This is a genomic window from Bombilactobacillus sp. ESL1094 (genome assembly GCF_058107425.1).
The window spans coordinates 18,338-42,491 of sequence record NZ_JBYLUM010000002.1 but is presented as its reverse complement, the minus strand read 5'-3'; the positions used below and the strand labels follow the sequence as shown (position 1 = coordinate 42,491).

The window sequence follows — 24,154 nt, the reverse complement described above, 5'->3', positions numbered from 1 at the left end:
TGCATTAACATTAAGTGAAAAATACATCCAAATATATAACCGTGTTCAACGTTCAGTAAAAAAACTGATTAAGTGTTTAATAATCTAAATTTCACGTAACATATTTTTAGTTGTTATTTAAATTTTGAAATTGTTTGATACTTATCAAAGTTAAAAAAGGCTCTAAATAAATAATTATTTAGATGCTTATAAGTTTACCTTTTATTTTTAAAGAAAGTATTAAATATGTTAATCATTAAACATCAGTACTATTTATTAATACAAATTATTTTCATTTCAAATTATAATTATTAAAACCAATTAGTTAATCAAATGGATTATTTTATTATAAATCGAAATAATTCTTTAAGCATTAAAAATAATAATATATCTTAAATATATAAGGCTTTGATAACAAATTATTTTGTTTAGTTAATTAGCATTTATTACTATAATGTATTTTACTTATTGTAGAAATTAGATTCCAAATATATATATATAAGTTCTTTTAAACGTAGATCTATGTAGATCTATATGGTCAAAAAATACTATTATTAAATAATAAGGCATAATAATTTAAAAAATATAGTTTTATCACCATTTAAATATTCAAATAAAGTCAGTGAACCAATTATTAATATTTAAAGTCACGTTCTTTGTTAAAAAATACATAGCAGAAGCTTCTTGCTTAATTTTCACACAGGATAAGCAAGTTGCGGATATCTATTCTTTTTCCAACATTGGTTTCATGCCCAAATACATATCAATTAAATGTTGTACTTTTTATGTAAACGTTATAAACTAGCATCTGTAAACATATAATTATCGCAAAGGGGAGCCTATCTGTGCTGAGAATGATGAAAATCAGACCCTTCGAACCTGTTTTGTTAAGACAAACGTAGGAATTGTGATCAATTGAAAGTATTCTTTTTGCGAAATTGTTGCTGAATCGTAAAAGAATACTTTTTTATTGCCACAACCAAGTATTTATTCGGAAAGTGTGTGCAAAATGCAACAAACAAAGTTGAGTAGTTTATTTTTATTGTGGCTGGGAACAGCAATCTCAATTGCTGAAATTGTTACTGGAACCTTAATGGCTCCCCTAGGATGGGGAAAAGGTATTAGTGCCATTATTATCGGGCACTTGATTGGCTGTTTTTTATTTTTATTACCTGCAGCTTATCTTTCAGCAATTAAACAACAACCAGCTATTGCCGTCACGCAAAGTATCTTTGGTAAGGCTGGAGTTGAAATTTTCTCTGGTTTAAATGCGTTACAGTTACTCGGCTGGACGGCAGTGATGATCGTCAATGCGCAATTGGCTTTAAATAGTCTGGCACAGAAGTTATTTAATTATCATAATACCGTGGTCATGGCAGTAATTGTAGCGGGATTAATTATTATTTGGCTATTATTGAACCATCAATGGCTCTTTCGAATCAATAATTTAGTAGTTATTCTCTTAGCTATCGGGATGCTTTTAGTAGCAGGAATTTTGCTGACACATTCTTTCCCTCATGCACAGCAGCTAAAACTCACTCCGATCAGTTTTGGCAGTGCGGTAGAACTCAACGTGACGATGGTCTTATCTTGGCTACCATTGATTGGTGATTATACCTATCAAGGACAGCAGCCAGTGAAGGAAAGTTTAGTGAGCGTCCTGGGTTACTTTCTCGGTAGCTGTGCCATGTTTGTCCTAGGATTATTAGCCGTTTTAAAGTCTGGACAAACTAATTTTAACCAAACCCTAGCACAAACCAATTTGGGCATCATCGCTTTATTAATTATCATCTTCGCGACCGTTACCACAACCTTTATGGATGCTTACTCTGCAGCAACCAGTTTAGATAATATCTGGCATTTAAACCATGTCAATTATTGGGCTGTTGGTATTACGATCTTAGGCTTATTAATTGCACTCAATGTTTCTTTAAAGTACTACCAAAACTTTTTAAACTTTATCGGTGCTATTTTTACGCCATTATTTGCCATTTTATTTGTCAGTGTCTTCTTAATTAAACAAAGGCTCAACTTTTTCTGGAATTTCTGGTGGTGGTTAGTGGGCGTTGTAGCATATTACTTGCTGCAAAAATTAGACTTCATTGGCGGCACTACCTTATTATTACTGGTGATCATCACCAGCGCACTGCTCATCACGGCTACTTTCAGTAAAAAGTATGATTTTAAATGATTAATGCTGTTACATTAATTAATAGTAGCATTTTTCAAAAGTAAGATTTCTATCAAATTTAATCTCAATTTTTGATTAGTTGTTGCGATATCTATTAAATTTTATTAAAAATTAATTAAATAATAGTCATTATTTGCAATCACTAGTACTGATTTATGCTATATTTAAATTAATCTTTATGAACAAAGCTAAAGGAGTTGATATCATTAAAAGCCAGATCACACACTGAAAGAACCAAGTTAAGATTTCAACATAAAATTTAATTTGACAAGGATGAAAATTAAAAATGAAACTAAAGTTATCCAGTAGCAGCTTCTTACTTGCCCTAATCGGCTGTTTAATGTTAGCTGTACAACCAGTTCAAGCAAAAAACTACGTGACATCAGCTACTAATTTACAAGTTAGTTCCGGCAATACTGCAGTACCCTTATACAGTGATGCTGATTGCACGCAACCAACCGGGGCCACTTTATCAACTAAAATCAACAATTGGCAAGTCTTCGCCATTGGCCAAGCTAGTCCAGCAGCCAATGCTCAGCGCTTATCTTATAAACTAGGGGCCAAGGCCTGGGTCAAAAGTAGCGATGTCTTTTTAGGTGGTGTCGTTAAAAATCAAAAGCCAAATAACTTATTAGAAGCCTATTCTAACTACCAACGGGTGCCAATTTATGATTCGCCACAACTTTGGCACATTACCGGTTATTTGAATTCCAACATTGCTGATTGGAAAATCAGTAAGTATGCTAGTAACAGTGCCACCGGAAATCCCATTACGCGGGTGGACTTAGGAGCTAACCAATGGGTGGATGCCACTAATGACGTAGTGGCCGTGCGTTCGCTATATATTTTTGAAAAGGGGACTCAACTGTTTAACCAGTTTGGAACACCAACGACTAAAATCCAAGCTGACGACTTTTACAAAGTTTATGGTATTAAAAACATCAACGGACAAAATTATGTCAAATTAGGAACCAACAAACAATGGGCTAACTTAAGTGAAGCTCACACTAACTAATTATGTAAAAAACAGTCTTTATATATCAATATATCGCTTTGAATTATCAAGTTAGTATATTGATATGTAAGACTGTTTTTGGCTTTTAAAACAACTTCATTTTTAATTTGTACGAATTATAACCTTTAATATAATAAACTCCGCAATATCATCCGCACGATGATCAAAGAGTTTGTTTAAAACATCAACTGCTAATTGAGGATAAACTTTAAAAGATCCATGCTACTGATAATCGTTTTGAGCCTGCTGTTCGCCCATGGCAAAATCTGTCATTGATGCATTATTCTTGTGGGCTTTTTGTTGCTGCCAAGCCATATATGCCAATTGCACATCATCATAATTGCCAGCTTCATAGTTTCCTTTGACATAATCATAAATTTTCTTGAACATTTTTTACTTTCCTTCCGTGAACTACCTCAGCTCTATAGTAACAAATTCTTTGGTGGCAGTTTAATCATGTTCCAAAGCCAATATTAGCACATTTCAACTGAGCAGCGAGGTGATTTTTTCCCAATTCAATTACTCGTTAATCTATGCCATCAGTTTCAATTTAAAATTTGACATTTCAGCTTGATAATGTTTTAATACAAATCGTTAATTCGATATTTCCAAAAATACAAACAAGGAGTAAAAAATGAATTCTGACGAAATTAGAGTAAAAATTCTTAAAGCTTTAGCCGACGAAGGACGCTTAAAAATTATTCGAATCCTGTCTAACAGTCACCGTGAAATGACCTGTGGTGAAATTGCAGCGCATTTAAACTTAAGTGATTCCACCGTTTCATATCATTTACGAGCTATGCGGGAGGCCGGTTTAACCAAGACCCGTAAAGATGCACAAACACGTTTGATTAGCATCAACGAAGCCACCTTTGCGCAGTACTTGCCCGGATTTTTAACAACTTTGACAGACCACTAAAAAATTTTAGAGCTAATTTCGATATATTTAGAAATAGCGAATTACAACTTGATTAAATGAAACGGAAGTCTTCAATAGATGAAAAAATATGCTAGTTTATTCTTTTTAACAATGTTTTTAATTGGTACGGATACATTTTTAATTTCGCCATTATTACCTACTTTGAGCCACATTTATCATATTCCAACTGCAATTTCCGGTTGGTTAGTGAGTGCCTATGCCATTGGTTATGCAGTCTTTGCTTTAATTTCCGGCCCTATTTCTGACGGCCATGATCGCAAAAAAGTCATGTTATGGGGCTTATTAAGTTTTGCCCTCGCAACTTTACTCTGTGCGTTTGCTAACAGTTTTCCTTTAATGCTAATCTTTCGCTTTTTGGCTGGCGTCAGTGCTTCTTTTGTGACACCACAAGTTTGGGCCTCAATTCCCGTAGTGATTCCGCGAAAACAAGTAGTAAAAGTCATGGGTTACGCCACGGCAGGGATCTCTGTTGCGCAAGTCATTGGGATTCCCATTGGCAGTTATTTAGCCGCTAGTTCTTGGCACACTCCATTCTATGTTATCTCAGGAGCAGCTTTCTTGTTATTACTATTGTTATTTTTCACCTTACCCGAATTAGAAATTAAGTCCCGCCAACATCTCTCCTTTATTCAAATCTATCAACAAATTTTAACTAATCACCAAGCTCTAAGCCAATTAATCGTTTACTTAATTTTCCAAACAGGCGCGTTTACGGTCATGACCTTTGTTTCAACTTGGTTTCAGACTACCTTTCAGCTCTCTTTATCAACAATTGGTACAGCACTCTTGGTCGCTGGCCTGGGTAATTTAATTGGCTCTCTCATCAGCGATAAAATCGTTCAACATTTTGGTCTGAAAAAATCGTTCATGAGTATTGCATTACTTTTAATCATTGTAGATTTACTAACCATTACTGCCGCTAACTTTTGGTTCGCAGAAATTATTTTAATCTTAATTTATTTGTTAAACGGACTAATTTTGCCCTTATTCATGACCATGTTTCAAACTACGGTGCCCAATGCTGGCAGCACTATTTCTTCATTATCCAATTCTGCTATGTATTTAGGCGAAACCTGCGCTGGTATAATCGGGGGCCTCTTATTCAAAGCCTTTAAAAACTATCTCGGTATTGGTTTATTTGCCGCCATGATGATCATCATAGCCTTAACTATCCGTTGGGCCTTAAAATTAAGAACAGAACGTTGAGTGAAGACCTGAACATCAGCACTATTTATTTTTACTACTCAAGAAGTGTTTATAATTACGCGGGCTTCATTACTATCCGTAACCGGAATGGTAGCAGCACCTCAGCTTATAAATACAAACCGCTGAAAAGTAATGTTCGTATCTATACGAACATTTTCTTTTTACATAAATTTCTTAATTAGTCTTTATATAATCAAAAGACACATTTTAAAGCGTTTGTGCCTTTTGATTACCTTTGATAACGCTTGTAATGGTCATTATAGTATACTATTTGAACTAGCAACCTACAATCCACCAATTAAATCATGTGAAAGGATATAATAACAATGACTCAAGGAAAAACTCCATTACACTTAGCCAAAAGTACTGCAGAATACCGTTTATTAGGACAAGCAAAAAATAAAATTAATCCGTGGGAAGAGCACGTTCATTTCGACGGCTTAAAAGGATCATTTGAATGGTTTTTTACTAAAGTTGATACCACCGAAGCTAGTGTTGTGATTGGCATTACGACGGCCCCCTTTTTTCAAGGTGAGTTAGGTCTGAAACCCACTTTAGATGTGATGATTAATTTTCCTAACGGTAAAAATATTATGAAACACCTTGAATTCGATCCTGCAGACTTTTCCATTTTAAAAAATAACTCTGGGGTGGCCATTGCTCAGAATTACTACCAAAGTACTCAACTGCAACAATTTCATGCACACGCTGAAGTTGATGATCTTGTGATTGACTTAGAGGTTACACCACAAGCACCAGTCTGGCATCCTGAAACAGGACACTTTCTTTTCGGACAAGAACAAGAAAATTATTTTGGCTTTTTTGTAGTACCACCAACTCCCACAGCTCATGTAACAATTCACAGTAAAGAATTAAACCTGGATACTGATGGAACCGGCTACGTCGATCGGGGTTGGATGAATAAGCCCTTGGGGGAAATCTTAAATAACTGGAATTGGTATTACTGGAATTTCAACGAGTACACTGTGATGGCTATTAACATCACTTTTGAAAAAGAATACGGCTATCCTGAATACCCACTTTTTATGGTATATAAAAATGGTGAACTATTAGCTGGCGGGCCAGACACTCAAAATAATGAGCATTTACAATATACTGTTAATCAACAACATTACGATGCAAGTATCCAACGGAACGTGATTGATGCATTCACTTATTCCTATCATGAAGCAAACAAAAACTTTACTTTAAAAGTCCACAATGATCAACAAATCGAAGTACAAAAATGGTTTAATGTCTTACCAGGATCATTGACACAAAAGCAAGCTTCATCAGTTTGTGATGGTGCGGAAGCTCGTTTTACTGGCCGCGCAACTTTTACTTTTGAAAAGAATGGGAAAGTCATTGATCAAATCTCAATTGCTAATGGACCATTTGATGAACTGCAATATATGGGGCATCCTAAAAAATAATCCTCTGACGACCAACATATTTCTCTAAATTATACGGCTTTTTAACTGGAGCTCATCTACGCATTGTTATCTTGTTCTTATGATCCACATTGAACAGGAGACAATGCTTTTTTTATTCAAAGTACTAATCAAATGAATATTCAACGTTTTAAAATTTTCAAATTTATGCTTTTTTACAAATTATATCAAGATTTTAAATTTCTACTTTGATAGTGTACATCAACTATTTTTTTCAGCTGGAGATTATCATAATGAACTACTGGATTAAAACAACATTGTTTCCACAAACTATCGTCAATGCTCCCTAAATTAGCATCAATAGTTTCGTTTCTGATCGGAAACAACAGCGTTCCTACTGGTGAGCCAGAGACATTACCTACTAATTACTTGATAAAACTCTACAATTGATTAGCAAGCGCAAGCACGTACGCCCGAAAATCGGTTTTGAATTGCGACTGATTTAAAATTTGAACTCCCTGTCCCAGACCTAACAAAAACCGGAAACTTTCTTCATTATTAGGCAGGCTTATAGTTGCATGAAAGATCTGCCCATCCGTTTCGTTGATTACCTCCGGACCAAACCGTTCCACAAACACGTCCCGAAAACGTTCCGCAACAGCTAACCAGACTATCGTTTCCCGTTGCGGTTTAACCCCGCTATATAAGACAAGCTTCTCAGCACTAATAGATCGCGGTTCAAATGTTTCTGCTGAGTACTCGATCATGGAGAGTTTTGCAAGAGTAAAAGTTCGAAATGCCTGCCGAGTCATGTCGAAACCTTGAAGATACCAGCGCTGGGCTTTGAAAACGATGCGGTATGGTTCCAAGGTTCGCCGGCTCATTTGACCACTTCGGTCCGTATAGGTAAACTTCACGATATGATGTTGCCGAATCGCAATTAATCATGCGGTTGCTCGTCTCCGCAGGACGACCGTTTCTGGCCAGCCTTGATATTCAATGACCACTGGCATCAGTCCTTCAGATACAGTAGATAATCCCTTAATCCGATTCAAAGTTTCTCGCAGTTCTGAGGTTGCTAGTAGCGTAGTCGTATCAGATAGTGCAATGAGCAAATTATCAAGATCCGTTTGAGTCAACAACTTTTTGTCCACCTTATAATCTGACATGATGCCAACGCCACCATAACGACCCTGTTTGGTAAAAATCGGAATACCAGCCTCATTTAACGTATCCAAATCTCGATAAATGGTACGAACACTGACTTCAAATAACGTTGCCAACTTGGTTGCTGGGACTATTTCTTGTCGCAGCAGTAGGAAAACTAGACTAATTAAGCGACTTATTCTCATTCTTTCTCCAATCCTGACATAACTGTGTCATATTTTACTTGCTATACTACGTTTGTTAAATCAATTAAACAATTGGAGGTTGTAAATATGACAAAAACAGAACTAATTCCTTTTCTATCGTTAAATGGACAAGCAAGTAAAGCAATCGCCTTTTACGAAAAAGCACTAGGAGCCGAAGTCATTTTTAAAAAGACACTGCTTGAGGTCCAACAAATGGGTGCTCCCCTGAAGCTGACGCCTGAAATTGAAAATCAGGTCAGTCACTGCGTATTGGTATTTCCTACCGGTGGCAAATTAATGTTGAATGACACACCTGTTGATAAGGCACAATTTGTGATTGGCAATAATCAGAGTATTTGCCTACAATCAACGGACAAAGACCAGATTACGACCCTTTACCAGGGATTAGTGACAGCCAGTGACCAGGTTGACATCATCACACCGCTGACCAGTAACGTCTTCAGCCCCGCTTATGGGATCGTGAAGGATCCCTTCAATATTGTCTGGCAACTGACAACTTCAATTCACAATGATTTCTAATTAATCAAATACAGTATTGTATTTATACAACTGTGAAGACCGTCTTCCTTATAGAATAGAGCGGTCTTTTTTTAAACTGACTATGCTGCAAAATCGTTAAAATAAAGTACACCAATGTCCACGCATGGTTCTTAGTTAAAAATTAGTTGAAATAAAAAGCATGGCTATGATACACCCTAAAAATACACTTAACTAAAAAAATTAGAATTTTAGCTTCCGTAAATTATTGTCTTTTGAACGCTAATTTGCTATCATAATAAATATGAAGAAGATAGAGTTTGGCTATTATGATTATGACGAATTTGAATCGTTTCTAGACAGTTTAAATTATAAGATGCTGCTAAATTAGTTACTACTATTCAAAAAATTGAACAATACGGATTAAGCATTGCTATTCGTCAAGAATGGATTAAAAAATTAGAAGACAATTTATATGAAATACGTTCTAAAAGAGCTTCTAATATTCAAAGGGCAATCTATTTCCAAGTAAAAGACGACCATTATATAATTACTAACGTTTTTACTAAAAAATCTAAAAAAACTCCAGAACGTGAAAAAAAGATTGCCAAAAATAGAAGAAGGAAATTTTTAGGAGAGGAATAAATAATGACAAAAATTGATGAATATATTGAGAAAAGAAGTACTACCGATCCAAAATTTGCAAAAGCAGTAGAGCAAGAAGATATTAATTTAGAAATTGCTGTTAAAGTTTGTAGTTTGCGTGATAGTTTTGGCATGAGTCAACGAGAATTTGCTAAATTAACAAATAAACCGCAATCCACGATTGCTAGAATTGAAAGTGGCAATATGAACGCTTCAACAAAATTATTAGCAGAAATTGCTCAAGCTACAAATCAGCGATTATCAATTCAGTTTAATCCAATGTAATTAAATTTCATTATGTACAAAGCTTTCCCATAAATTAAATTAAGGAAGGCTTTATTTTCACCTTATATAAATTAAAAGGACTAACACCGATAGAATATCGGAAATTAGTCCTAAGTTAAAATTTTAAAATTGTCTTACTTTTTTGGGTTCATATCATGGCGCGACTAAGGACAGCTATTTTTTTTGATTCATGCATGGCCATCCAAACGAAACTTGCGACATCGATAATCGTAGTGATTATCTGGCAAAGATCGTGGACGTTCAAATGAAACAATTTGCTACTCCTTTCTTTAGGATCTGGGTTTACAGTTTTTACATCATAAGCACCACTCCCCTTCTAGGAATAGCCACCGCCTTAGCATTTAACTTCACTCAATAATTATACCATAAAAAAGTGGCTAAATCCTTGATTTACAAGGCTTTAGCCACTTTATTTTGTTGCTTAAAATTGTTTTGATTAGCTATTTTTGACCAAATAGTAATTCATAAAAGCAATCACTATGGTTAAAACTAAAAACACTGCTATTATTACTTGACCAAGGATTTTAGCAATATAGCCGTTGGCTATTAACAGGAACCACGCGCTGGCAGCCATTAATGTTATGTTCAAAGTATTTAAAACGAAACCTAATTTTCTATTAACTTTAATTCTAGCCACAGACAAAACGGTTGCTATGACCAAGCTAGTTGTGCTCAAAATATAAAAAATTGTCGCTGAATTGCTTGCCGTTGGATTAAGTAACGATTTTACCAACGAACAAACACTCAAAATTACCATGGCAAGATAAAGTAAGACGTCTAAATAATAAGACATTTTCTTAAGCATATGAATTCTCCTTATTCTGTAATTAACTATTCAGCAATTTAAAACGTCGTTGTTGAGTACGTTCACGATAATTTTTTTACGCTCAATCATTTTATAGGTCATACCCTGCTGGCGTAATTCATAAGCAAAGCGAATTTGCTCGTCAGTATAAGTTTTGAGGCGTCATTCTCTAAAATCCGGATCATTCTTTTTAGCGTAAGCTTTCCTTTCTTGCGTCCTTGTTACAATCATATCACGTTCGAACTGAGCAAACGCACTAAAAATAGTAAAGATTAGTTATCCTGTTGGTGTATTATCAATAGTTCCCATATTCAAAATTTGCACTTTAACACCTTGGTCGAAAAGTTTTTGAATGATTTCTAAAGCTTCTCTTGTATTTCTGGCGAAACTATCAAGCTTGGTAATGATTAACGTATTGCCAGGGACTAATATTTTTAACAGTTCATTAAACTTTGGGCGTTGAGTAGTTGTGCCGGTAAATTTTTTCAGCACCTGCTTCTTTTAATTGCTGGATTTGATTTTCTAATTTTTGGTCAGTTGTACTCACTCGTGCATAGCCTTATTTCATGTTATAAATTATTTTCTGTTATATCCTGAATAATTTGCTTAAAAAAAGTTTTTGTGTCGCCATTTGTCAAACGGCGGTCATTATATTCTAGATAATCATTATCCCACCACCATTTTTTCAAACTTGCTATTGGAAAGGGAAAATCTTTTATTTGATTATGTTTAACTGTCAGAGAAAAAGGTACGTCCAAGTAATAGACAAAAGTCCCACCACCATTTTTTCACGACCAAAAAGTTGGATTAAATTTTCTAACATTTCACCATAAACATCTTTGCGTAAAATACCCTCTAAAATAATTACATGATAATGTTTAGCCCCGTATTCGACTAATTCTTTTATTTAACTAATTGCTGGTGTACCTGGACGGTCGTTAGCATGCAATATATCACGGCGGATAACATCTTGATGAAGCAAAAAACAATTATCATAACCTAAATATTTTTGTAGATTATCAGCTAAAACTGTTTTGCCACTTCCAGAATTTCCTCGGATTAAAATAAAAATAGTTTCCATACTTTTAACTCCATTCCAAAAATATAGCAGCGTTTATGTCGGTAAGTTATGACGTATTTTAACTAGCTTAATCATAAGACAAGTAAAAAAGCGACACAACCATAAGTTATGTCGTTTTTTTATTGAATCTTCTTCATTCCTTAGCAATCTAAATTATCCATCTCCAACTTCTTAATATAATTACTAGGAATAGCCTTTAATTAACTAATCGTCATCTTTTCTTAATTCTTTATATATCAGAATTTTTCTTCAAAGAAGAATAATTCTTTGTTGAAGGTATTTTTTAAAAGATCTTTTGGGGACAGTCACTATCTTCAAATTTGGTAATCAAAATCCTATATTCTCTTTGACCAGAATATTCACTTGTATTTGTAAAGATAGCTTCTTTAAGAATTTCATTAACCCTTTTAACTTTCTCATCTTTTTTCTTTGTATCACTAATGGTCACATACTTCATAAGATCTTTATATTTATAATACTTAAAACAATCAGTATAATCAATTTTACTAGCATAAAGAGTAGTAATTGGTTATTCATATTGTTAAAGTAACTGTTACCTATCTTGGCATCTTTTAAATTGCGTGCAGTAATAATTTCATTACCATTGTTATCCAAAACGTTTCAACGAGTTATGACAATCATCAATTCCCCTGTCTTAGTAATTTACAACTATTATTAGGGAAACAGGCTGATAATTTAGCCGGTATATGGTTTAAAATTATAAATAATGATGGCAGGCTGAAACAATTAAAATTATAAATAATGATGGCAAAACAATTCGTTATAATCGACGCTATAACCAAAAAACACTCCATATAATATCTGCTCATTCTAAAGATGATGGCGTTTGTTTAGAACAAACCAGTACTGCTACTAAGTAGAATTAGATTACATAAATTCCTAATTTACTTGAAATGTTTAACGTAGCTGGCACGGTAATTACTATTGACGCCATAGTTATACAAAAAGAAATTGTCAATAAGATTAGTTCTTTAAATGTCAATTACTGCTTGGCAGTCAAACGTAATCAAAAATATCTGCAAGAAGACCTACAAACACATTTTCAAGATGTTCGTACTATAAAAGACATCAAAAACTAAAGACAATGGTTATTATAAAGTTGTCGAACAAGCAAGTAGTCAAAATTGAAACTAGGGAATATTACTACAGTAATGACATTGAATGGCTAATTGAACGTCAACCAGGTTGGAGAAACCTACAAGGTATCGGTATGACTTGTAATACAATTGAAAAAGATGGACAAATTATTCAAGAACATCATTACTATATTTCGAGTCTTAAAAATCCAGATATTAAATTTTTTTCGAGGTATGTCCGATAACATTGGGCAATTGAAAGTTTATATTGGACACTAGACATAACATTCCATGAAGATCAAAATAAAACTGCGGAACAAAACGCCGACTTAAATTTAAATATTATTTTATCCTGAAACAGCTGCAATTCAAACAAAAGTGAATAAGCTAGATTACAAATAACTATGCAAACATCAAAGTATTTTGCCCAAGTGGTTGATTTATTTCCAACAGCATTAGCAAGGAGCAATTAATAAGCAAACGTTTTATAGTTTGATGCGTTTGACGTGGCGAAATGGCTAAAATTCTTGACTACATCCAAATAACTTTTTTGTATCATCTTTAAAAGTGATAAATTTCTCATTTGGATCATAAGTTTTATCATTTTTATTACCTTTTAAAAAAGATTGAATACAAGACAAGCAAATTGTTCCTTTATAAAGATCCTCTGCATGATTATTAAATTTTATAAGGGCAATAGGTTCCTCTTCTTTTTGAGACATACTTATTTTATTCTCCTCTAAAACTGTGTCAAAAACATTTAAGTCAATAAATACTTACCTAACGCGTGGTGCTTGTTAATTTTTCTCCAAGTATCTCCCCATCTATGCCAAGAGTTTTAAAGCAAGAACAGTTAGAATGATACAGTGTTCGTTGTTTAGGGAGATTCAAAAGTAGATTAGAACAATTTTTATTTGTAAATACTTGAATAAAAATAACTAGTACAATGAATGTATATTTACTTTGACAGTTAATTTTTACTGTTCATAAAACATAGTAGAGCTCTTTTTAATTGTTTGATCTGTCAACTCTTTAATTCATTATTAGTTTCCTTATCCTAGACAGATATACTACAGTGTAAGTACAACCAAATTCTGTTTCAGTTAAACAGTGACCTTTAATTGAATTTATGTTAAACTATTCTCAAACTAAGGTAAAATCTTTCTTCATTATTTTAATTTTACACAAGATTAGTGATGCTTGGTTTTTTATCTTAGTATCTCTTATTTAAACTACTTAGATAACTTAATTTCAAAACTAGTATTAAACCAAAAAATGGAGAAACAAAAAATGATAGATGAAATACAGTTACAGAACTTTATAAATTCACATAACTATGATCTACGCAAAACGGGTAATGGTCGATGGATAGATCAAAAGTGTACGCCTGACGTAATAAGCTTCATTGCCGATTGTATTATCCAATTCATAAATGATACTAACACACCTGAAGAGTTCACAAAAAACAGTTTGTGGAATTATGACTATTCAGAAGAATTTATTACATCTTTTTTCGGCAAACCTAGCACTAATAATTCTCAAACCAAAAATGAATATGATAAATTTTTTGCACAACCGCTAAAATTATTTGCGGCCGCTGATATTTTATATGAAAGTAATAGTGGTCGACAAAACGTGTATTCAATTAAAAGCTTTGACGTTTTAGAATATATTTCAATAAATGATCGTGCCGCATTGACTTTTCTGTATTATTATTGTGAAAAAGTAATAACAGATAGTGGGATGAAAAATTTATTTGATTCTTTCTTTCTGTTTCAAGATAAAGATTCATTTAGCAAATTAAAAGAAGGATATGAAAATTTTATACGTCAATATACCGATATTAATGGTATTGACGAGCCGAGAAGAATTTTTACTAAGGTTATTAACCCGCTTGCATTTAAAAAACATAAATTTGGTACACGGAAAGGCAGTTTATCTACTAGCGTTATCTCTTATCCTGAGTTAATGTATAATAGAGAAAATTTTAGAGATTTATATGCTAAAAAGCCAAAAGATATAGCTAGGGTTGAGTGGGAAAACGATCATCCACGAGATGTAAATCCTAACTTTTATAAATACGAATCTAATCGTGCAAAAAAATTTGTACGTATTTACAATAAGACTTTTAATTTTGGACTTTCTGAAGTTACTTCTGAAAATGACAATACACCTGCAACTCAAATTCATCACATTTTTCCTGAACATACTTTTCACGAGATATCTATGTATCATGAAAACTTAATTGCACTAACACCAAATCAGCATGTTACCAAAGCACATCCTTTAAATAATACTAGAAAAATTGATAAACAATATCAAATTAAACTATTATTATCCAAAGCCGACACAATAAAAGAATATATCAAGCGATCGCCAGATGGAGATTTATACTCATTAGATAGATTAGTTGAAGTAATTAATATTGGCTTAGACAAGGATTATAACACAGAAAATAACGACTATAATTCAGTTATTCAAATTATCAATTCTCTAAATAATTAATGAAAAAGATTGTGACCAAATTATTAGCTTAAAAAATAACAACATGACAATTTTCTCTTTGATATCAGTTGTACAATCCGAAAAAATAAACTGAATTTGAATCAATATTTAAACTTCTTGTACTAAAGTTTCTAGCAATACTATAAAATTTTTCAAACACGGGACCACTGAGAAATTTTAAATTTGATTCCGTTATTGATTGACTACCAATATTTTGTAATATGGCTACTGACCCATTAGCAATCGTATTTTTGGGCTTTTTGATTACTCTAGGATAATATGTCATATTAGGACTTAAATAGACATCATCACGTTCATAATATTTTGATACAGCAAATTTATCTAAATCCGCCTTGTCTATGAAACTGTCATATCCATCTATAGAAATTAGACTAGTTCCATCTCTCAAAATATTACGACTCTTTATAACTCTGACATTACCCTTTGATTTTAACACTTTATTAGTTAATTGACGATCTCTAAAAACTTTAAAAATACCAAAATTCATATGGGAGGCTACTTCATTAAAAAAATCATCTCTATACAGTAACCAATATGGAAATTCACCGCTTGTCAAAATAGATTGTTCTTGTTTATTATATAAATCTTTTGTTACAGAATAACTAAGTGTATTTTGTGGGTTTAATTGTGTATTAATTATGATTGCAATAGTCTCGATTAAAACACCCTTAAATCCTTTTTCACCAAAATCAATTATTGACTCAATTCTGTATTTTTCAATTCTTCTTCTGGTCTCAGAAAAATCAGGATTGCTTAAGAAATATTTTGGTAATATCATAACTACTTTATCGGCAATCATCATTGACTTTTGCAAAAAAAATCCTGAAATATTCGTTGTAACATTATCACTAAAAGTAATTGAATAATCTTGTAAGCCGTTACTTCTAGTTAATTTTAAAAATGGAGGATTTCCAATAATTAAGTCGTAATTATTTTGAGGAATGTTAAAAAATGGACTTAAAAAATCCTCATTGTGATAAATAATATCAACATTTTTAGGAAATTGTCGATATTTATTTAAAGCTAAAAGTAATTTCAAACTTTTTGTATCAATATCGTTCACTTCAATAATTAATTTATCGGCAGATTTATATTTTTCAATAATCATTGGAATAAAATTTCCTACTCCTACAGAAGGCTCAAGAATACGGATTTCTTTTTTATCAATATCCGGAAGAAACTTAATTAATGTGTTTAAAATTGTAGAATCAGTATAATATGCTGCTGTGTCTACCCTATCGTTGTTGACTAATTCAGCGATTCTTGAAAGTTCCATTACATCAAGATTTTCAGGATTTACCTCGATAAAGTCTATTACCTGTTCTCTATGTTGTATGTTATAACTCTTTATTATAGTTTTTAACTTTTTTTCATTCAATCTCATTATCAGTTAAAACCACCTTTATATTTTTCGCTATTTTCTTCATAATAATGGTCGGAACTGCTTCGCCTATACTTTGTCTGATATTTATTTCGTTTTTCTTAAGATATTCTTCTTTATCTTTTATTGGCATACTATTTAGTTTTTTTTCAGACATAGTAGTCCATTTAAACGAACTCGGAATATTCATCATTAACATTAATTCACGAATACTAAATACACGATCATCAACTGGATGAACTGTATTTTGACTAGCCATAATATCATTTCGAGTATGAATACACGGAGCTACGTCTTCCCAACGTTGTCTAGTATATTTATCACCATTTTTTTGGACATTTGGAATCAAAGTACCATTTATAATTCTGTGAGGCCTTTTTTGAACATCTTCATTTTCAAAAGCTGAATGTCCAGGTTTAACATCATGAATCCAGCTACGCATATCTTTTCTATATGGTTTAAAATTATGGTAAATGTCAGTTGGATAAATTTCTCCCATATATTTTAACGATGGTAATTTACCAATTACTTGTTTCAAATTTTTGGTTTGTGAATGAGAGGGATAAAGTTGTTCAGGATTAACAATTTCATCCAAGTCTTTTCTAACTCCAATCACTAAAGTTCTTGTTCTACTACTATTTGCACCGTAATCTTTAAAATTTAAAATTCGTGAATCATAAGTATAATCAGCAGAAAGCCAATCAGCAAATGATTGTGAAATCTTTTTTTCATTATTATGGTCAATACATTTAGTATTCATAAATGATCGAACGTTTTCAGCAATAAAGAACTTAGGCTGCAATTTTTTCACAATTTCCAAAGCTTCAACTACAAGAGAATTTCTCTCAATCGTTCCACCATTCTTTTTATGATTAGCAATTGACATTCCTTGACAAGGTGCTGTAAAAATTACAACATCAATATCTTCAACTTTTTCTTCGCATTTAAAATGATTCACAGCTGAAAAAAGTTGTCGTTTAGTAGATTCTTCGGTAATATCTCCAAGGATATAACCATCCGAATATTTAACTTTTTGATTTGCTTTCTGGATATTTAATCTGCGTTCAATTAATTCCGATGTTGCTACACCATCAAAACCTTCTTGTTTAAAACCGTAACAACCGACACCTGCAGAGCTAAACAAACTTATATAATTCATAGCGGACTGACCTCTTTTCTGTACTCAACAATATCTCCCAATTCGCAGTCTAAACAATTACAAATTCTTGCCAGAGCCTCCATTGACACTGTTTGGTTTTTTGACAGTCTTGATAAGGTTGAGTTTGTTAAACCAGCTTTATCTCTTAAAGCAGTTTTATTTAAATGCTGGGAATATGCTAAATTCCACAGCCTATCGTAACAAAATGACATTTTACACCTCATTCAACAAAAGCAGAATATTTATTCTACAAATACAGAATTAATTGTACCATACTAATTTTGTTTATGGAAAGATACTTCATTTCGAATTTACCAAAAATTTTCCGCTCTGATAAGTAAAACTTGTAATTTATTTTCACCTTATATAAAACGACAAAAAAAACGATCGCTGATCGTTTTTTTATTTCCATTATTTTATTTTTCCTTGAAAAAGTTCTTTATGCGTTCCTATTCGAATTAACCTAATTACTGGATTAGTATTATGCGGCAGATAAATGATTACAACGTCTACTTTGCCTTCTGATAAGTGAAAGTCTAAAGTATCATTATATAAACCACCCCTATTATCCAGTTTATGTGGACTGTAAGAATCAGGAACACGGCCATGAAGCTGTAACTCACTTAATGCAATCCTAAACTCTGAAATTAATTCTGGATAGTGTTTTTTAAATTTTTGATAATCCTTTTGAAACTGCGGTTCGATTTTGATCTTGTAATTAACATTATTCATTGTTAGCTATCACTATTCAAAAAATCCATAATCTGACTTGTCTCCTCAAATTCAGGAGAGTTATCCGGTATTAAACCAATTTCCTTAGCTTGTGCTTCAATCAAAGCTTTATGAGTTGTATCATTGGGTATTTCGTCAGGAACTATAATTTCAAATGGAATTTTATTTTGAATAACGAACTGTTTAATTGCCATGTTAATGTAACCATTTAATGTTAATCCGGCAATTTCTAGACGCGGTTCTACAGCTTTTTTTAACTGGTCATCTATCCGAATAGTAGTTGGAGTTGTTGTCATTATAAATCCTCCTTTGTATATTTGTATTCATTATAACATACTTAAGAATACAAAAACATAAATAACAATTATAATGAACAGTACAGGCTTCGTTTTTCAATTAAAAACCAAAACGATTTTATTGACATAGAAATTATTGATTACTATGGGACCGTTTTGTAAATAACCTTGAAAAAGTAATTCTTCCAGAATCCGTCCTAATTTTTGGGGTCGGATAAAATAAAACACTAAAGAAAGAAGTAATACTGAGTTATTCTGAAATTCAATAACTACTCCAACAATTGCTAATTATTGTTTGATTTTCGTAAATAAACATATAACAAGCTATAACCTATTCCACAAACTATTGTCAACACTCCGTAAATTAACAGCAACAGTTTAGTGCCTGTTTGTTGAAACAGCAACGTTCCGACTGGTGAACCTAAGGCATCACCTACCAAAAAGCCCGACTGAGCTATGCCTAAATACAGAAAGCTTTCAGTTTTGGGAAACATATCGTATTCCATCAACTCTTTAAAGATAAAAAAGCCGGCGATACCAATTGCCATAATTGTATAAGCAATTAACGAAATATAAATGCCCTTGTCAAATTCTAAAAATGCTACCAACATACTACAACCAACAATGACTTCATTGATAAGAAAGGCCCATCCTGCAGACATCCGAAAATGTCGCCGTTGATAAAAAAGCGATGTTAAAACCGTTAAAATACTAAATATCGTCGTCCAAACAGTTACGGCACTAATTTTGAGACCAGTCTTCCGTAAAATCGCTGGTAAAATAGGATCAATCAAGGCGTTAGTTAATCCCAATAAGAACACCAACAAAAATAATAGTACCCCCGCTAACCGATTCGTTGGTAACGCCACAAACAGACTATGCGGCTTTTTTTGAACTCTACCGTCAGGAATGCTATTAGTCACTGACAGACTGCCCATCAATAAGGCCGCTATAACAATCAAAAACCAGTACATATAATTTGCAGCATGCACTACAGAAATCAACCAGCCAGCAACAATAGTGGCCATCAAAGTAGCAATTTGCATAATTGTATACCGCGACGAAACCAATGCTTCTTTAGCTGCTTCATCTTGGTCTGATTCAAAATAAATCCAAGAGCGAATTACTAGTAACGTAATACTAGCTCCGAGACCGGCAATAATACCCGAAATCAACGCTATAAAAGCGTTATTAGGAATCACTCTCAACAACATGCCCACAGCATAGATTGGCAAAAAAACTTTGACAATCTTTTTTAACCCCCAGTTGGCCAAATTGTTACTGATTAAAAAGGAAAATGATCCCGCCACTGCCATCGCCGAATAAGAGATGGAATAATTCAGCAGACCATGATTTTGTTGAAAGAACAAGATTTGAGCGTATTTGGAGACGCCCATTGCTAAATAGAAAATTAAAATAAAGACAAACATCTTCTGATATTTGTATTCATTATGGAAAAGACGTTGAAATAGTTTCACTGAACAATGACTCCTGAATCTTTAATTAACGGTATTAATGCATAACTTCAAGGCGAACATCAACCAAAAATACTTTTTTAGAAATCAAGACACTTTCTTTTGTCTCAAATCTGCTGACAAAGAATTTATTAATATCATAATCTACAAAATTAATTTTATCTATAAATCACAAAGAAATGCTCAGATAGTTTAACAACTTATCGTATGTTGCTGTTCAATTATTAAAAATGGTTAGCTAATCATAAATAATTTTTTGTTGTGCAAAACTATTATGTTGGATCACTAACGTTAGAATAGTAGTTCAAGATGTTTCTTCATTGGTGTCACCTACTATCTACATATTTAACGCACAAAAAGATAATCAATATAACTTTAATAGAACCTAGTCAACTATTGAATGAAAATGACCTCGGATCAAACTTCATGAACGCAATGTCACTGAGCGCAAACCTAAATTTTAAAATCAATTCCAGCTGGTGTTTTCGAAATTTCTAATAACCTTTTCGTGCTACACTTAATATGTCAGAGAGAGGGTTAAACGATGCAAGCAAAATTAGCGTTGATTGGCAGTTTAATTATGACCGTATTTGGTTGTTTATTGATAACTGGTCATTCGGTTAATGCCCAAGCCTATGTCACATCAGCCGCAAATTTACAAGTTAGCTCTGGAAAGGAAGCGGCACCAATCTATCGTGATGCTGCCTGTTCCCAACCAACCGGTACAACTTTAGCCACCACCATCAATGATTGGGCAGTCACTGCTGTTAGTCAAAGTAATCGTCCTACAAATGGTACAACGTACGTTCCCTTTAATTCCTTTGACCTAGGGTTTAATCAATGGGTTAAAAGTAGTGATGTCTTTTTAGGTGGCGTCGTCAAAAACAAAAAGCCCAATAACTTAATAGAAGCCTATTCTAACTATCAACAAGTTCCCATCTACGACTCGCCACAACTATGGCACATCACTGGTTATTTAAATCCTCAGATTGCTGATTGGAAAGTCAGTCAGTATGCCAGCAATAGTTCAAGTGGCGATCCCATTATCCGGGTTGATTTAGGAGCTCATCAATGGGTGGCTACATCGAGCAACGTCCTTGCCGTACGTTCGATCTATGCCTTTGAACAAGGAGCCCAATTGTTTAACCAGTTTGGAACGCCAACGACTAAAATCCAAACTGACGACTTTTACAAAGTTTATGGTGTTAAAAATATCAATGGACAAAATTATCTTAAATTAGGCAACAACCAGCAGTGGGCTAATTTAAATGCCGCTCATATCAATTAATTTAATTCAAATTATATATTTGGGAAAATTGCTAACGAAAGGGTGCAATTATTATGAAACCAACTCTAATATCTTTCAGTAGTCAATTATTGGCAACAATAATTACTGTAGCTAGTTTACCAATATTATCGACTCAAGCCGCTGTCGTTCCCAGTCATGATATTTATTATTCACATGGACAGATGAACATGACTTACCAAGATCCACAGTTAAGTCAACCCATTGGTACGAGGCTCGTTCCTCAAATTAGTGCCTGGCAAACTTATGAAAAAAAAGTCGATAATACTGGAAAAACAACGGCTTATGATTTAGGTGGTCATCAATGGGTGAGCGCACAATTTAATGCTGTCAGCCATGAAGTTAAACCCGGATCATACATCTATCAAGAAGCTTTTTCGGCTGGCCAACCTATTCCCGTGTACAAAGATCCCCAACTGACCCAACCCATCGGAAAGTTAAGTAATAAAGTAGCCGATTGGCAAATCAATCGCGTCGACTTTGCCAATCAATCTGAATATGTTTATGCCGTTGATTTAGGCAATAATCAGTGGGCAGCAGCAGACGCTTTATATCTTTTACCCAAAGCCGTGACTGTCCATGCTAACAACACTTTAGTCAACCAAAACGGTCAGCCCACTGGCCAGATCACTAACCTCAACGTGCCTTATGCAACTTATGGCGTTAAATCCATTAATCAACAAACCTATATCCGACTTGGTAGTAATCACCAGTGGTTATTAGCCAGTCAAAGCGATCCCGCACTTAATTAGTACTATAACTTCAAAGTAAATGACGCTAATAATAACTATATAAAATAAATTAAGATAGTATTGCCATCTATGTCAAAAGTTTTAAAGCAAGGACAATTAGATAGTTATACTATTTTTTAACGATAAAAACTACATAGAAGTTCATGAACGGCAGAGCAATAAAAAGAGCTTTAACAAAAAGATTTTTAACGAGGACCTAACAAAACACACCCACTGCTACTGCTCATAATTTTTATGGTTCTTATTTTTTAAAGAGAGCTTTTTTAAATAGATCAATGTATCCTTTTTTACTAATACTGTCGTTGGTTTTACTCTCACTGGACCAATATAAAATCCGAGTGTTCCAAAATCACGGTGGTCATAATTATATCTTAAATTGGCATGTCGTTCATGAATTATCATTGTACTTCTTCCCTTTAACCAGTCCGTTAAATTACAAACACTTATTTATAGTTTCTACTGTTTTCAACCTCTTATTTTTTAGATTAAACTTGTGTTTATTACAAGCTGGATTTATTATGAATGTAATACAATAGTAAACAACAATAAGGGGGGCGTATTTTCTTGAGCAATTCTACTCTTAAAGATAAAACTGTTTCCACTCGTGTTAATAGCACAATTAGTGAACGTGCTAAATCAAATTTAGCTAAACAAGGTTTAACTGTATCAGAATATATTCGACTATCTCTAATAAAGGCAGCTAATAACGAAGTCCGCTTGGTCAGCTTTTTAGATTCCTCAGAAGCTATAGCTGCTAAGCGTGAAGCTGAAAACAACGAAGTAACTGAGATTGGTTCAGTCGCAGATTTCAACGATTGGATTGACAAAATAGATGAAGATTAAGATCACAAAATCCTTCGAACGAGAATTAAAAAGACTAGCTAAAAAACATTTTCCTATTAGGATATTAAAACCATGTCTAAAAGCTATCATCGAACAAGATTCTCATATTCTTCACAAGATTAAGGATCATGCTTTAAAGGGTCAATGGCAAGGATACCGGGAATTTCACCCGTCGAGGTATGGCAATTATGGTAAAACATATGATAACTGGATCGTTATTTACAAACTAGACCACACACAATTAGTTTTGTTATTAGTAACTACTGGCTCACATCAAATTTTAGACAAGTAATCAAAAGTTACCTTATTTTTATTGCAAAGCTGTTGCGCTAATTGCGGTTAAGCCCATTTTACAAGCTGGCTTAATTAAAGCATAAAGCTAGTTTAAAAAATTAAAATCATATAAAAACCACTTAGCACTTATGACTTGAAGTCAAAACACTGAGTGGTTTTATTTTGCTGCTATAGCATTCAAAACTTTAGTTACAAATATAAAATAATCATTATTGGTTTGTTATTGGTTTACCGAAACGAATTTGCGACCTTGGTATCTGCTGCTTCCAACTCACGGGATACCTGAGAATACTCCACTGTATCGTGTTCCGCAATTGTCCCATAACGTTTAATAACTTGTTCCAATTCTTTTTCTAATTTGATTGCTTGAACAAAAGGTTTTAAATTCGTTCCAGATATATTGGTAGCTGTTAAGGATTGGGCTTGTAATTGTTGAACTGAACTGCTTGCTTGGCTCACATTTTGATTATAGTTAGCTTGAACAATTTTAATAGTAGTCATTATTTTTTCTCCGCACTCTGGGCTAATGCCAATTGGACTTCTAGTTGAGTAATTTCGACTTCTAATTGGCTAATTCTTTGTTGGATGGCACTTAAATTCTCGTCATTTTTACTTGCATTATTTTTTGTAATGGATAAGTTATTCGTCTGTAACTGTTCAAATTTATTCTTTCTCTGACCGTGCCATGGTGCTGCTGTTGCTTGACCTATTTGAATGTCTCTAACGATTTTTTGTAAGTCATCCACCTCCGCCTTAGCTTCTTGTTGTGCCTGGTGCAATTTTCTTAATAAGGCTTGCTTCTGCTTAATTGCTTGTAAAATAGCGGCAACATCCATTTCAAATTATCTCCTATCTTAAAGCTTATTATTAGTAACTACCACTTT

Annotated in this window: 26 protein-coding genes, 3 pseudogenes and 1 riboswitch; of the genes and pseudogenes, 13 read left to right on the top strand and 16 right to left on the bottom strand. The window is 33.4% G+C overall.

Features of this window, described 5'->3' with window-relative positions; genetic code table 11:
- Positions 1-800 precede the first annotated feature (800 nt).
- A riboswitch (TPP riboswitch) is annotated at positions 801-901 on the top strand.
- An 87-nt stretch (positions 902-988) separates the two neighbouring features.
- Both cytX and AC3B5S_RS09005 read left to right on the top strand, forming a co-directional pair.
- The gene (gene cytX, locus AC3B5S_RS09010) at positions 989-2,170 is read left to right on the top strand and encodes a putative hydroxymethylpyrimidine transporter CytX (protein WP_489758050.1); all 1,182 of its coding nucleotides are present in this window, start codon (positions 989-991) and stop codon (positions 2,168-2,170) included.
- 286 nt (positions 2,171-2,456) lie between these two features.
- Positions 2,457-3,185 carry a hypothetical protein gene (locus AC3B5S_RS09005; protein ID WP_489758049.1) on the top strand — a complete coding sequence of 243 codons (729 nt, stop codon included), beginning with the start codon at positions 2,457-2,459 and terminating at the stop codon, positions 3,183-3,185.
- Positions 3,186-3,407: 222 nt separating this feature from the next.
- On the opposite strand, the gene AC3B5S_RS09000 is transcribed toward AC3B5S_RS09005, so the two are convergent.
- Positions 3,408-3,575 carry a hypothetical protein gene (locus tag AC3B5S_RS09000; protein WP_489758048.1) on the bottom strand — a complete coding sequence of 56 codons (168 nt, stop codon included), beginning with the start codon at positions 3,573-3,575 and terminating at the stop codon, positions 3,408-3,410.
- A gap of 244 nt (positions 3,576-3,819) precedes the next feature.
- Between AC3B5S_RS09000 and AC3B5S_RS08995 the strand changes: the two genes are divergently transcribed.
- The 3 genes from AC3B5S_RS08995 to AC3B5S_RS08985 all read left to right on the top strand — a co-directional run bounded on the left by AC3B5S_RS08995 (position 3,820) and on the right by AC3B5S_RS08985 (position 6,764).
- The gene (locus AC3B5S_RS08995) at positions 3,820-4,104 is read left to right on the top strand and encodes an ArsR/SmtB family transcription factor (RefSeq protein WP_489758047.1); all 285 of its coding nucleotides are present in this window, start codon (positions 3,820-3,822) and stop codon (positions 4,102-4,104) included.
- 78 nt (positions 4,105-4,182) lie between these two features.
- Complete coding sequence (locus AC3B5S_RS08990; RefSeq protein ID WP_489769837.1) at positions 4,183-5,331, top strand: MFS transporter; 1,149 nt, start codon at positions 4,183-4,185, stop codon at positions 5,329-5,331.
- A gap of 326 nt (positions 5,332-5,657) precedes the next feature.
- Positions 5,658-6,764: a hypothetical protein gene (locus AC3B5S_RS08985; protein WP_489790408.1), complete on the top strand. Its 1,107-nt coding sequence runs from the start codon at positions 5,658-5,660 to the stop codon at positions 6,762-6,764.
- Between the two features lie 398 nt (positions 6,765-7,162).
- Here the strand turns inward: AC3B5S_RS08985 and AC3B5S_RS08980 are convergent, their stop codons facing one another.
- From AC3B5S_RS08980 to AC3B5S_RS08970, 3 genes and pseudogenes are all read right to left on the bottom strand, one after another.
- Positions 7,163-7,489, bottom strand: coding sequence for a WYL domain-containing protein (locus AC3B5S_RS08980; RefSeq protein WP_489790407.1), 327 nt, complete (start codon positions 7,487-7,489; stop codon positions 7,163-7,165).
- Positions 7,490-7,498: 9 nt separating this feature from the next.
- Positions 7,499-7,657 (bottom strand): annotated as a pseudogene (locus AC3B5S_RS08975) (helix-turn-helix transcriptional regulator); the annotation flags it as partial.
- 9 nt (positions 7,658-7,666) lie between these two features.
- The gene (locus AC3B5S_RS08970; RefSeq protein ID WP_489790406.1) at positions 7,667-8,074 is read right to left on the bottom strand and encodes a helix-turn-helix transcriptional regulator; all 408 of its coding nucleotides are present in this window, start codon (positions 8,072-8,074) and stop codon (positions 7,667-7,669) included.
- Between the two features lie 87 nt (positions 8,075-8,161).
- Here AC3B5S_RS08970 and AC3B5S_RS08965 point away from each other — a divergent pair, with 87 nt between their 5' ends.
- The 3 genes and pseudogenes from AC3B5S_RS08965 (at position 8,162) to AC3B5S_RS08955 (ending at position 9,502) form a co-directional block, all read left to right on the top strand.
- A complete protein-coding gene (locus AC3B5S_RS08965; RefSeq protein WP_489790405.1) occupies positions 8,162-8,614 on the top strand; it encodes a VOC family protein in 453 nt (150 codons plus the stop codon).
- 262 nt (positions 8,615-8,876) lie between these two features.
- Positions 8,877-9,217 (top strand): annotated as a pseudogene (locus tag AC3B5S_RS08960) (type II toxin-antitoxin system RelE/ParE family toxin).
- A gap of 3 nt (positions 9,218-9,220) precedes the next feature.
- Positions 9,221-9,502, top strand: a complete 282-nt coding sequence (locus AC3B5S_RS08955) for a helix-turn-helix domain-containing protein (RefSeq protein ID WP_489790404.1) — start codon at positions 9,221-9,223, stop codon at positions 9,500-9,502.
- 457 nt (positions 9,503-9,959) lie between these two features.
- On the opposite strand, the gene AC3B5S_RS08950 is transcribed toward AC3B5S_RS08955, so the two are convergent.
- The 4 genes and pseudogenes from AC3B5S_RS08950 to AC3B5S_RS08935 all read right to left on the bottom strand — a co-directional run bounded on the left by AC3B5S_RS08950 (position 9,960) and on the right by AC3B5S_RS08935 (position 13,228).
- Positions 9,960-10,328 (bottom strand): hypothetical protein, encoded by a 369-nt coding sequence (locus AC3B5S_RS08950; RefSeq protein ID WP_489790403.1) that lies wholly within the window; start codon positions 10,326-10,328, stop codon positions 9,960-9,962.
- Positions 10,329-10,350: 22 nt separating this feature from the next.
- Positions 10,351-10,875, bottom strand: a pseudogene (locus AC3B5S_RS08945) (recombinase family protein).
- A gap of 360 nt (positions 10,876-11,235) precedes the next feature.
- Positions 11,236-11,409, bottom strand: coding sequence for a zeta toxin family protein (locus tag AC3B5S_RS08940; protein ID WP_489790436.1), 174 nt, complete (start codon positions 11,407-11,409; stop codon positions 11,236-11,238).
- 1,615 nt (positions 11,410-13,024) lie between these two features.
- Positions 13,025-13,228: a hypothetical protein gene (locus AC3B5S_RS08935; RefSeq protein ID WP_489790400.1), complete on the bottom strand. Its 204-nt coding sequence runs from the start codon at positions 13,226-13,228 to the stop codon at positions 13,025-13,027.
- A 568-nt stretch (positions 13,229-13,796) separates the two neighbouring features.
- Here AC3B5S_RS08935 and AC3B5S_RS08930 point away from each other — a divergent pair.
- Complete coding sequence (locus AC3B5S_RS08930) at positions 13,797-15,011, top strand: restriction endonuclease (RefSeq protein ID WP_489790399.1); 1,215 nt, start codon at positions 13,797-13,799, stop codon at positions 15,009-15,011.
- Between the two features lie 64 nt (positions 15,012-15,075).
- On the opposite strand, the gene AC3B5S_RS08925 is transcribed toward AC3B5S_RS08930, so the two are convergent.
- From AC3B5S_RS08925 to AC3B5S_RS08900, 6 genes are all read right to left on the bottom strand, one after another.
- Positions 15,076-16,416: an Eco57I restriction-modification methylase domain-containing protein gene (locus AC3B5S_RS08925; protein ID WP_489790435.1), complete on the bottom strand. Its 1,341-nt coding sequence runs from the start codon at positions 16,414-16,416 to the stop codon at positions 15,076-15,078.
- Positions 16,403-17,572 (bottom strand): DNA cytosine methyltransferase, encoded by a 1,170-nt coding sequence (locus AC3B5S_RS08920; protein ID WP_489790434.1) that lies wholly within the window; start codon positions 17,570-17,572, stop codon positions 16,403-16,405. Before AC3B5S_RS08920 ends, AC3B5S_RS08925 begins: the two co-directional genes overlap by 14 nt.
- Positions 17,569-17,784, bottom strand: a complete 216-nt coding sequence (locus AC3B5S_RS08915) for a helix-turn-helix domain-containing protein (protein WP_489790433.1) — start codon at positions 17,782-17,784, stop codon at positions 17,569-17,571. Before AC3B5S_RS08915 ends, AC3B5S_RS08920 begins: the two co-directional genes overlap by 4 nt.
- A 199-nt stretch (positions 17,785-17,983) precedes the next feature.
- Positions 17,984-18,304, bottom strand: coding sequence for a type II toxin-antitoxin system RelE/ParE family toxin (locus tag AC3B5S_RS08910; protein WP_489790432.1), 321 nt, complete (start codon positions 18,302-18,304; stop codon positions 17,984-17,986).
- A 2-nt stretch (positions 18,305-18,306) separates the two neighbouring features.
- Positions 18,307-18,600, bottom strand: coding sequence for a type II toxin-antitoxin system RelB/DinJ family antitoxin (locus AC3B5S_RS08905; RefSeq protein ID WP_489790394.1), 294 nt, complete (start codon positions 18,598-18,600; stop codon positions 18,307-18,309).
- Between the two features lie 284 nt (positions 18,601-18,884).
- Positions 18,885-20,078: an MFS transporter gene (locus AC3B5S_RS08900; RefSeq protein WP_489790431.1), complete on the bottom strand. Its 1,194-nt coding sequence runs from the start codon at positions 20,076-20,078 to the stop codon at positions 18,885-18,887.
- Positions 20,079-20,619: 541 nt separating this feature from the next.
- Here AC3B5S_RS08900 and AC3B5S_RS08895 point away from each other — a divergent pair.
- The 4 genes from AC3B5S_RS08895 (at position 20,620) to AC3B5S_RS08880 (ending at position 23,268) form a co-directional block, all read left to right on the top strand.
- Positions 20,620-21,363 (top strand): hypothetical protein, encoded by a 744-nt coding sequence (locus tag AC3B5S_RS08895; RefSeq protein ID WP_489790389.1) that lies wholly within the window; start codon positions 20,620-20,622, stop codon positions 21,361-21,363.
- A gap of 53 nt (positions 21,364-21,416) precedes the next feature.
- On the top strand, positions 21,417-22,133 hold the full coding sequence (locus AC3B5S_RS08890) for a hypothetical protein (protein WP_489790430.1): 717 nt from the start codon (positions 21,417-21,419) through the stop codon (positions 22,131-22,133).
- 564 nt (positions 22,134-22,697) lie between these two features.
- The gene (locus tag AC3B5S_RS08885; RefSeq protein ID WP_489775335.1) at positions 22,698-22,976 is read left to right on the top strand and encodes a RelB; all 279 of its coding nucleotides are present in this window, start codon (positions 22,698-22,700) and stop codon (positions 22,974-22,976) included.
- Entirely contained in the window at positions 22,966-23,268 is a 303-nt protein-coding gene (locus AC3B5S_RS08880) for a type II toxin-antitoxin system YafQ family toxin (RefSeq protein WP_489790429.1), read from the top strand. The genes AC3B5S_RS08885 and AC3B5S_RS08880 overlap by 11 nt, the downstream gene beginning before the upstream one ends.
- Positions 23,269-23,498: 230 nt before the next feature.
- On the opposite strand, the gene AC3B5S_RS08875 is transcribed toward AC3B5S_RS08880, so the two are convergent.
- The gene (locus tag AC3B5S_RS08875) at positions 23,499-23,771 is read right to left on the bottom strand and encodes a DUF5344 family protein (protein WP_489790386.1); all 273 of its coding nucleotides are present in this window, start codon (positions 23,769-23,771) and stop codon (positions 23,499-23,501) included.
- Positions 23,771-24,106 carry a hypothetical protein gene (locus AC3B5S_RS08870; RefSeq protein ID WP_489775338.1) on the bottom strand — a complete coding sequence of 112 codons (336 nt, stop codon included), beginning with the start codon at positions 24,104-24,106 and terminating at the stop codon, positions 23,771-23,773. The genes AC3B5S_RS08875 and AC3B5S_RS08870 overlap by 1 nt, the downstream gene beginning before the upstream one ends.
- Positions 24,107-24,154: the final 48 nt, after the last annotated feature.

Excerpts from the sequence above, each read along its gene's own strand:
- cytX (WP_489758050.1), top strand. The coding sequence starts at position 989 with ATGCAACAAACAAAGTTGAGTAGTTTATTTTTATTGTGGCTGGGAACA.
- AC3B5S_RS09005 (WP_489758049.1), top strand. The coding sequence starts at position 2,457 with ATGAAACTAAAGTTATCCAGTAGCAGCTTCTTACTTGCCCTAATCGGC.
- AC3B5S_RS09000 (WP_489758048.1), bottom strand. The coding sequence starts at position 3,575 with ATGTTCAAGAAAATTTATGATTATGTCAAAGGAAACTATGAAGCTGGC.
- AC3B5S_RS08995 (WP_489758047.1), top strand. The coding sequence starts at position 3,820 with ATGAATTCTGACGAAATTAGAGTAAAAATTCTTAAAGCTTTAGCCGAC.
- AC3B5S_RS08990 (WP_489769837.1), top strand. The coding sequence starts at position 4,183 with ATGAAAAAATATGCTAGTTTATTCTTTTTAACAATGTTTTTAATTGGT.
- AC3B5S_RS08985 (WP_489790408.1), top strand. The coding sequence starts at position 5,658 with ATGACTCAAGGAAAAACTCCATTACACTTAGCCAAAAGTACTGCAGAA.
- AC3B5S_RS08980 (WP_489790407.1), bottom strand. The coding sequence starts at position 7,489 with ATGATCGAGTACTCAGCAGAAACATTTGAACCGCGATCTATTAGTGCT.
- AC3B5S_RS08970 (WP_489790406.1), bottom strand. The coding sequence starts at position 8,074 with ATGAGAATAAGTCGCTTAATTAGTCTAGTTTTCCTACTGCTGCGACAA.
- AC3B5S_RS08965 (WP_489790405.1), top strand. The coding sequence starts at position 8,162 with ATGACAAAAACAGAACTAATTCCTTTTCTATCGTTAAATGGACAAGCA.
- AC3B5S_RS08955 (WP_489790404.1), top strand. The coding sequence starts at position 9,221 with ATGACAAAAATTGATGAATATATTGAGAAAAGAAGTACTACCGATCCA.
- AC3B5S_RS08950 (WP_489790403.1), bottom strand. The coding sequence starts at position 10,328 with ATGCTTAAGAAAATGTCTTATTATTTAGACGTCTTACTTTATCTTGCC.
- AC3B5S_RS08940 (WP_489790436.1), bottom strand. The coding sequence starts at position 11,409 with ATGGAAACTATTTTTATTTTAATCCGAGGAAATTCTGGAAGTGGCAAA.
- AC3B5S_RS08935 (WP_489790400.1), bottom strand. The coding sequence starts at position 13,228 with ATGTCTCAAAAAGAAGAGGAACCTATTGCCCTTATAAAATTTAATAAT.
- AC3B5S_RS08930 (WP_489790399.1), top strand. The coding sequence starts at position 13,797 with ATGATAGATGAAATACAGTTACAGAACTTTATAAATTCACATAACTAT.
- AC3B5S_RS08925 (WP_489790435.1), bottom strand. The coding sequence starts at position 16,416 with ATGAGATTGAATGAAAAAAAGTTAAAAACTATAATAAAGAGTTATAAC.
- AC3B5S_RS08920 (WP_489790434.1), bottom strand. The coding sequence starts at position 17,572 with ATGAATTATATAAGTTTGTTTAGCTCTGCAGGTGTCGGTTGTTACGGT.
- AC3B5S_RS08915 (WP_489790433.1), bottom strand. The coding sequence starts at position 17,784 with ATGTCATTTTGTTACGATAGGCTGTGGAATTTAGCATATTCCCAGCAT.
- AC3B5S_RS08910 (WP_489790432.1), bottom strand. The coding sequence starts at position 18,304 with ATGAATAATGTTAATTACAAGATCAAAATCGAACCGCAGTTTCAAAAG.
- AC3B5S_RS08905 (WP_489790394.1), bottom strand. The coding sequence starts at position 18,600 with ATGACAACAACTCCAACTACTATTCGGATAGATGACCAGTTAAAAAAA.
- AC3B5S_RS08895 (WP_489790389.1), top strand. The coding sequence starts at position 20,620 with ATGCAAGCAAAATTAGCGTTGATTGGCAGTTTAATTATGACCGTATTT.
- AC3B5S_RS08890 (WP_489790430.1), top strand. The coding sequence starts at position 21,417 with ATGAAACCAACTCTAATATCTTTCAGTAGTCAATTATTGGCAACAATA.
- AC3B5S_RS08880 (WP_489790429.1), top strand. The coding sequence starts at position 22,966 with ATGAAGATTAAGATCACAAAATCCTTCGAACGAGAATTAAAAAGACTA.
- AC3B5S_RS08875 (WP_489790386.1), bottom strand. The coding sequence starts at position 23,771 with ATGACTACTATTAAAATTGTTCAAGCTAACTATAATCAAAATGTGAGC.
- AC3B5S_RS08870 (WP_489775338.1), bottom strand. The coding sequence starts at position 24,106 with ATGGATGTTGCCGCTATTTTACAAGCAATTAAGCAGAAGCAAGCCTTA.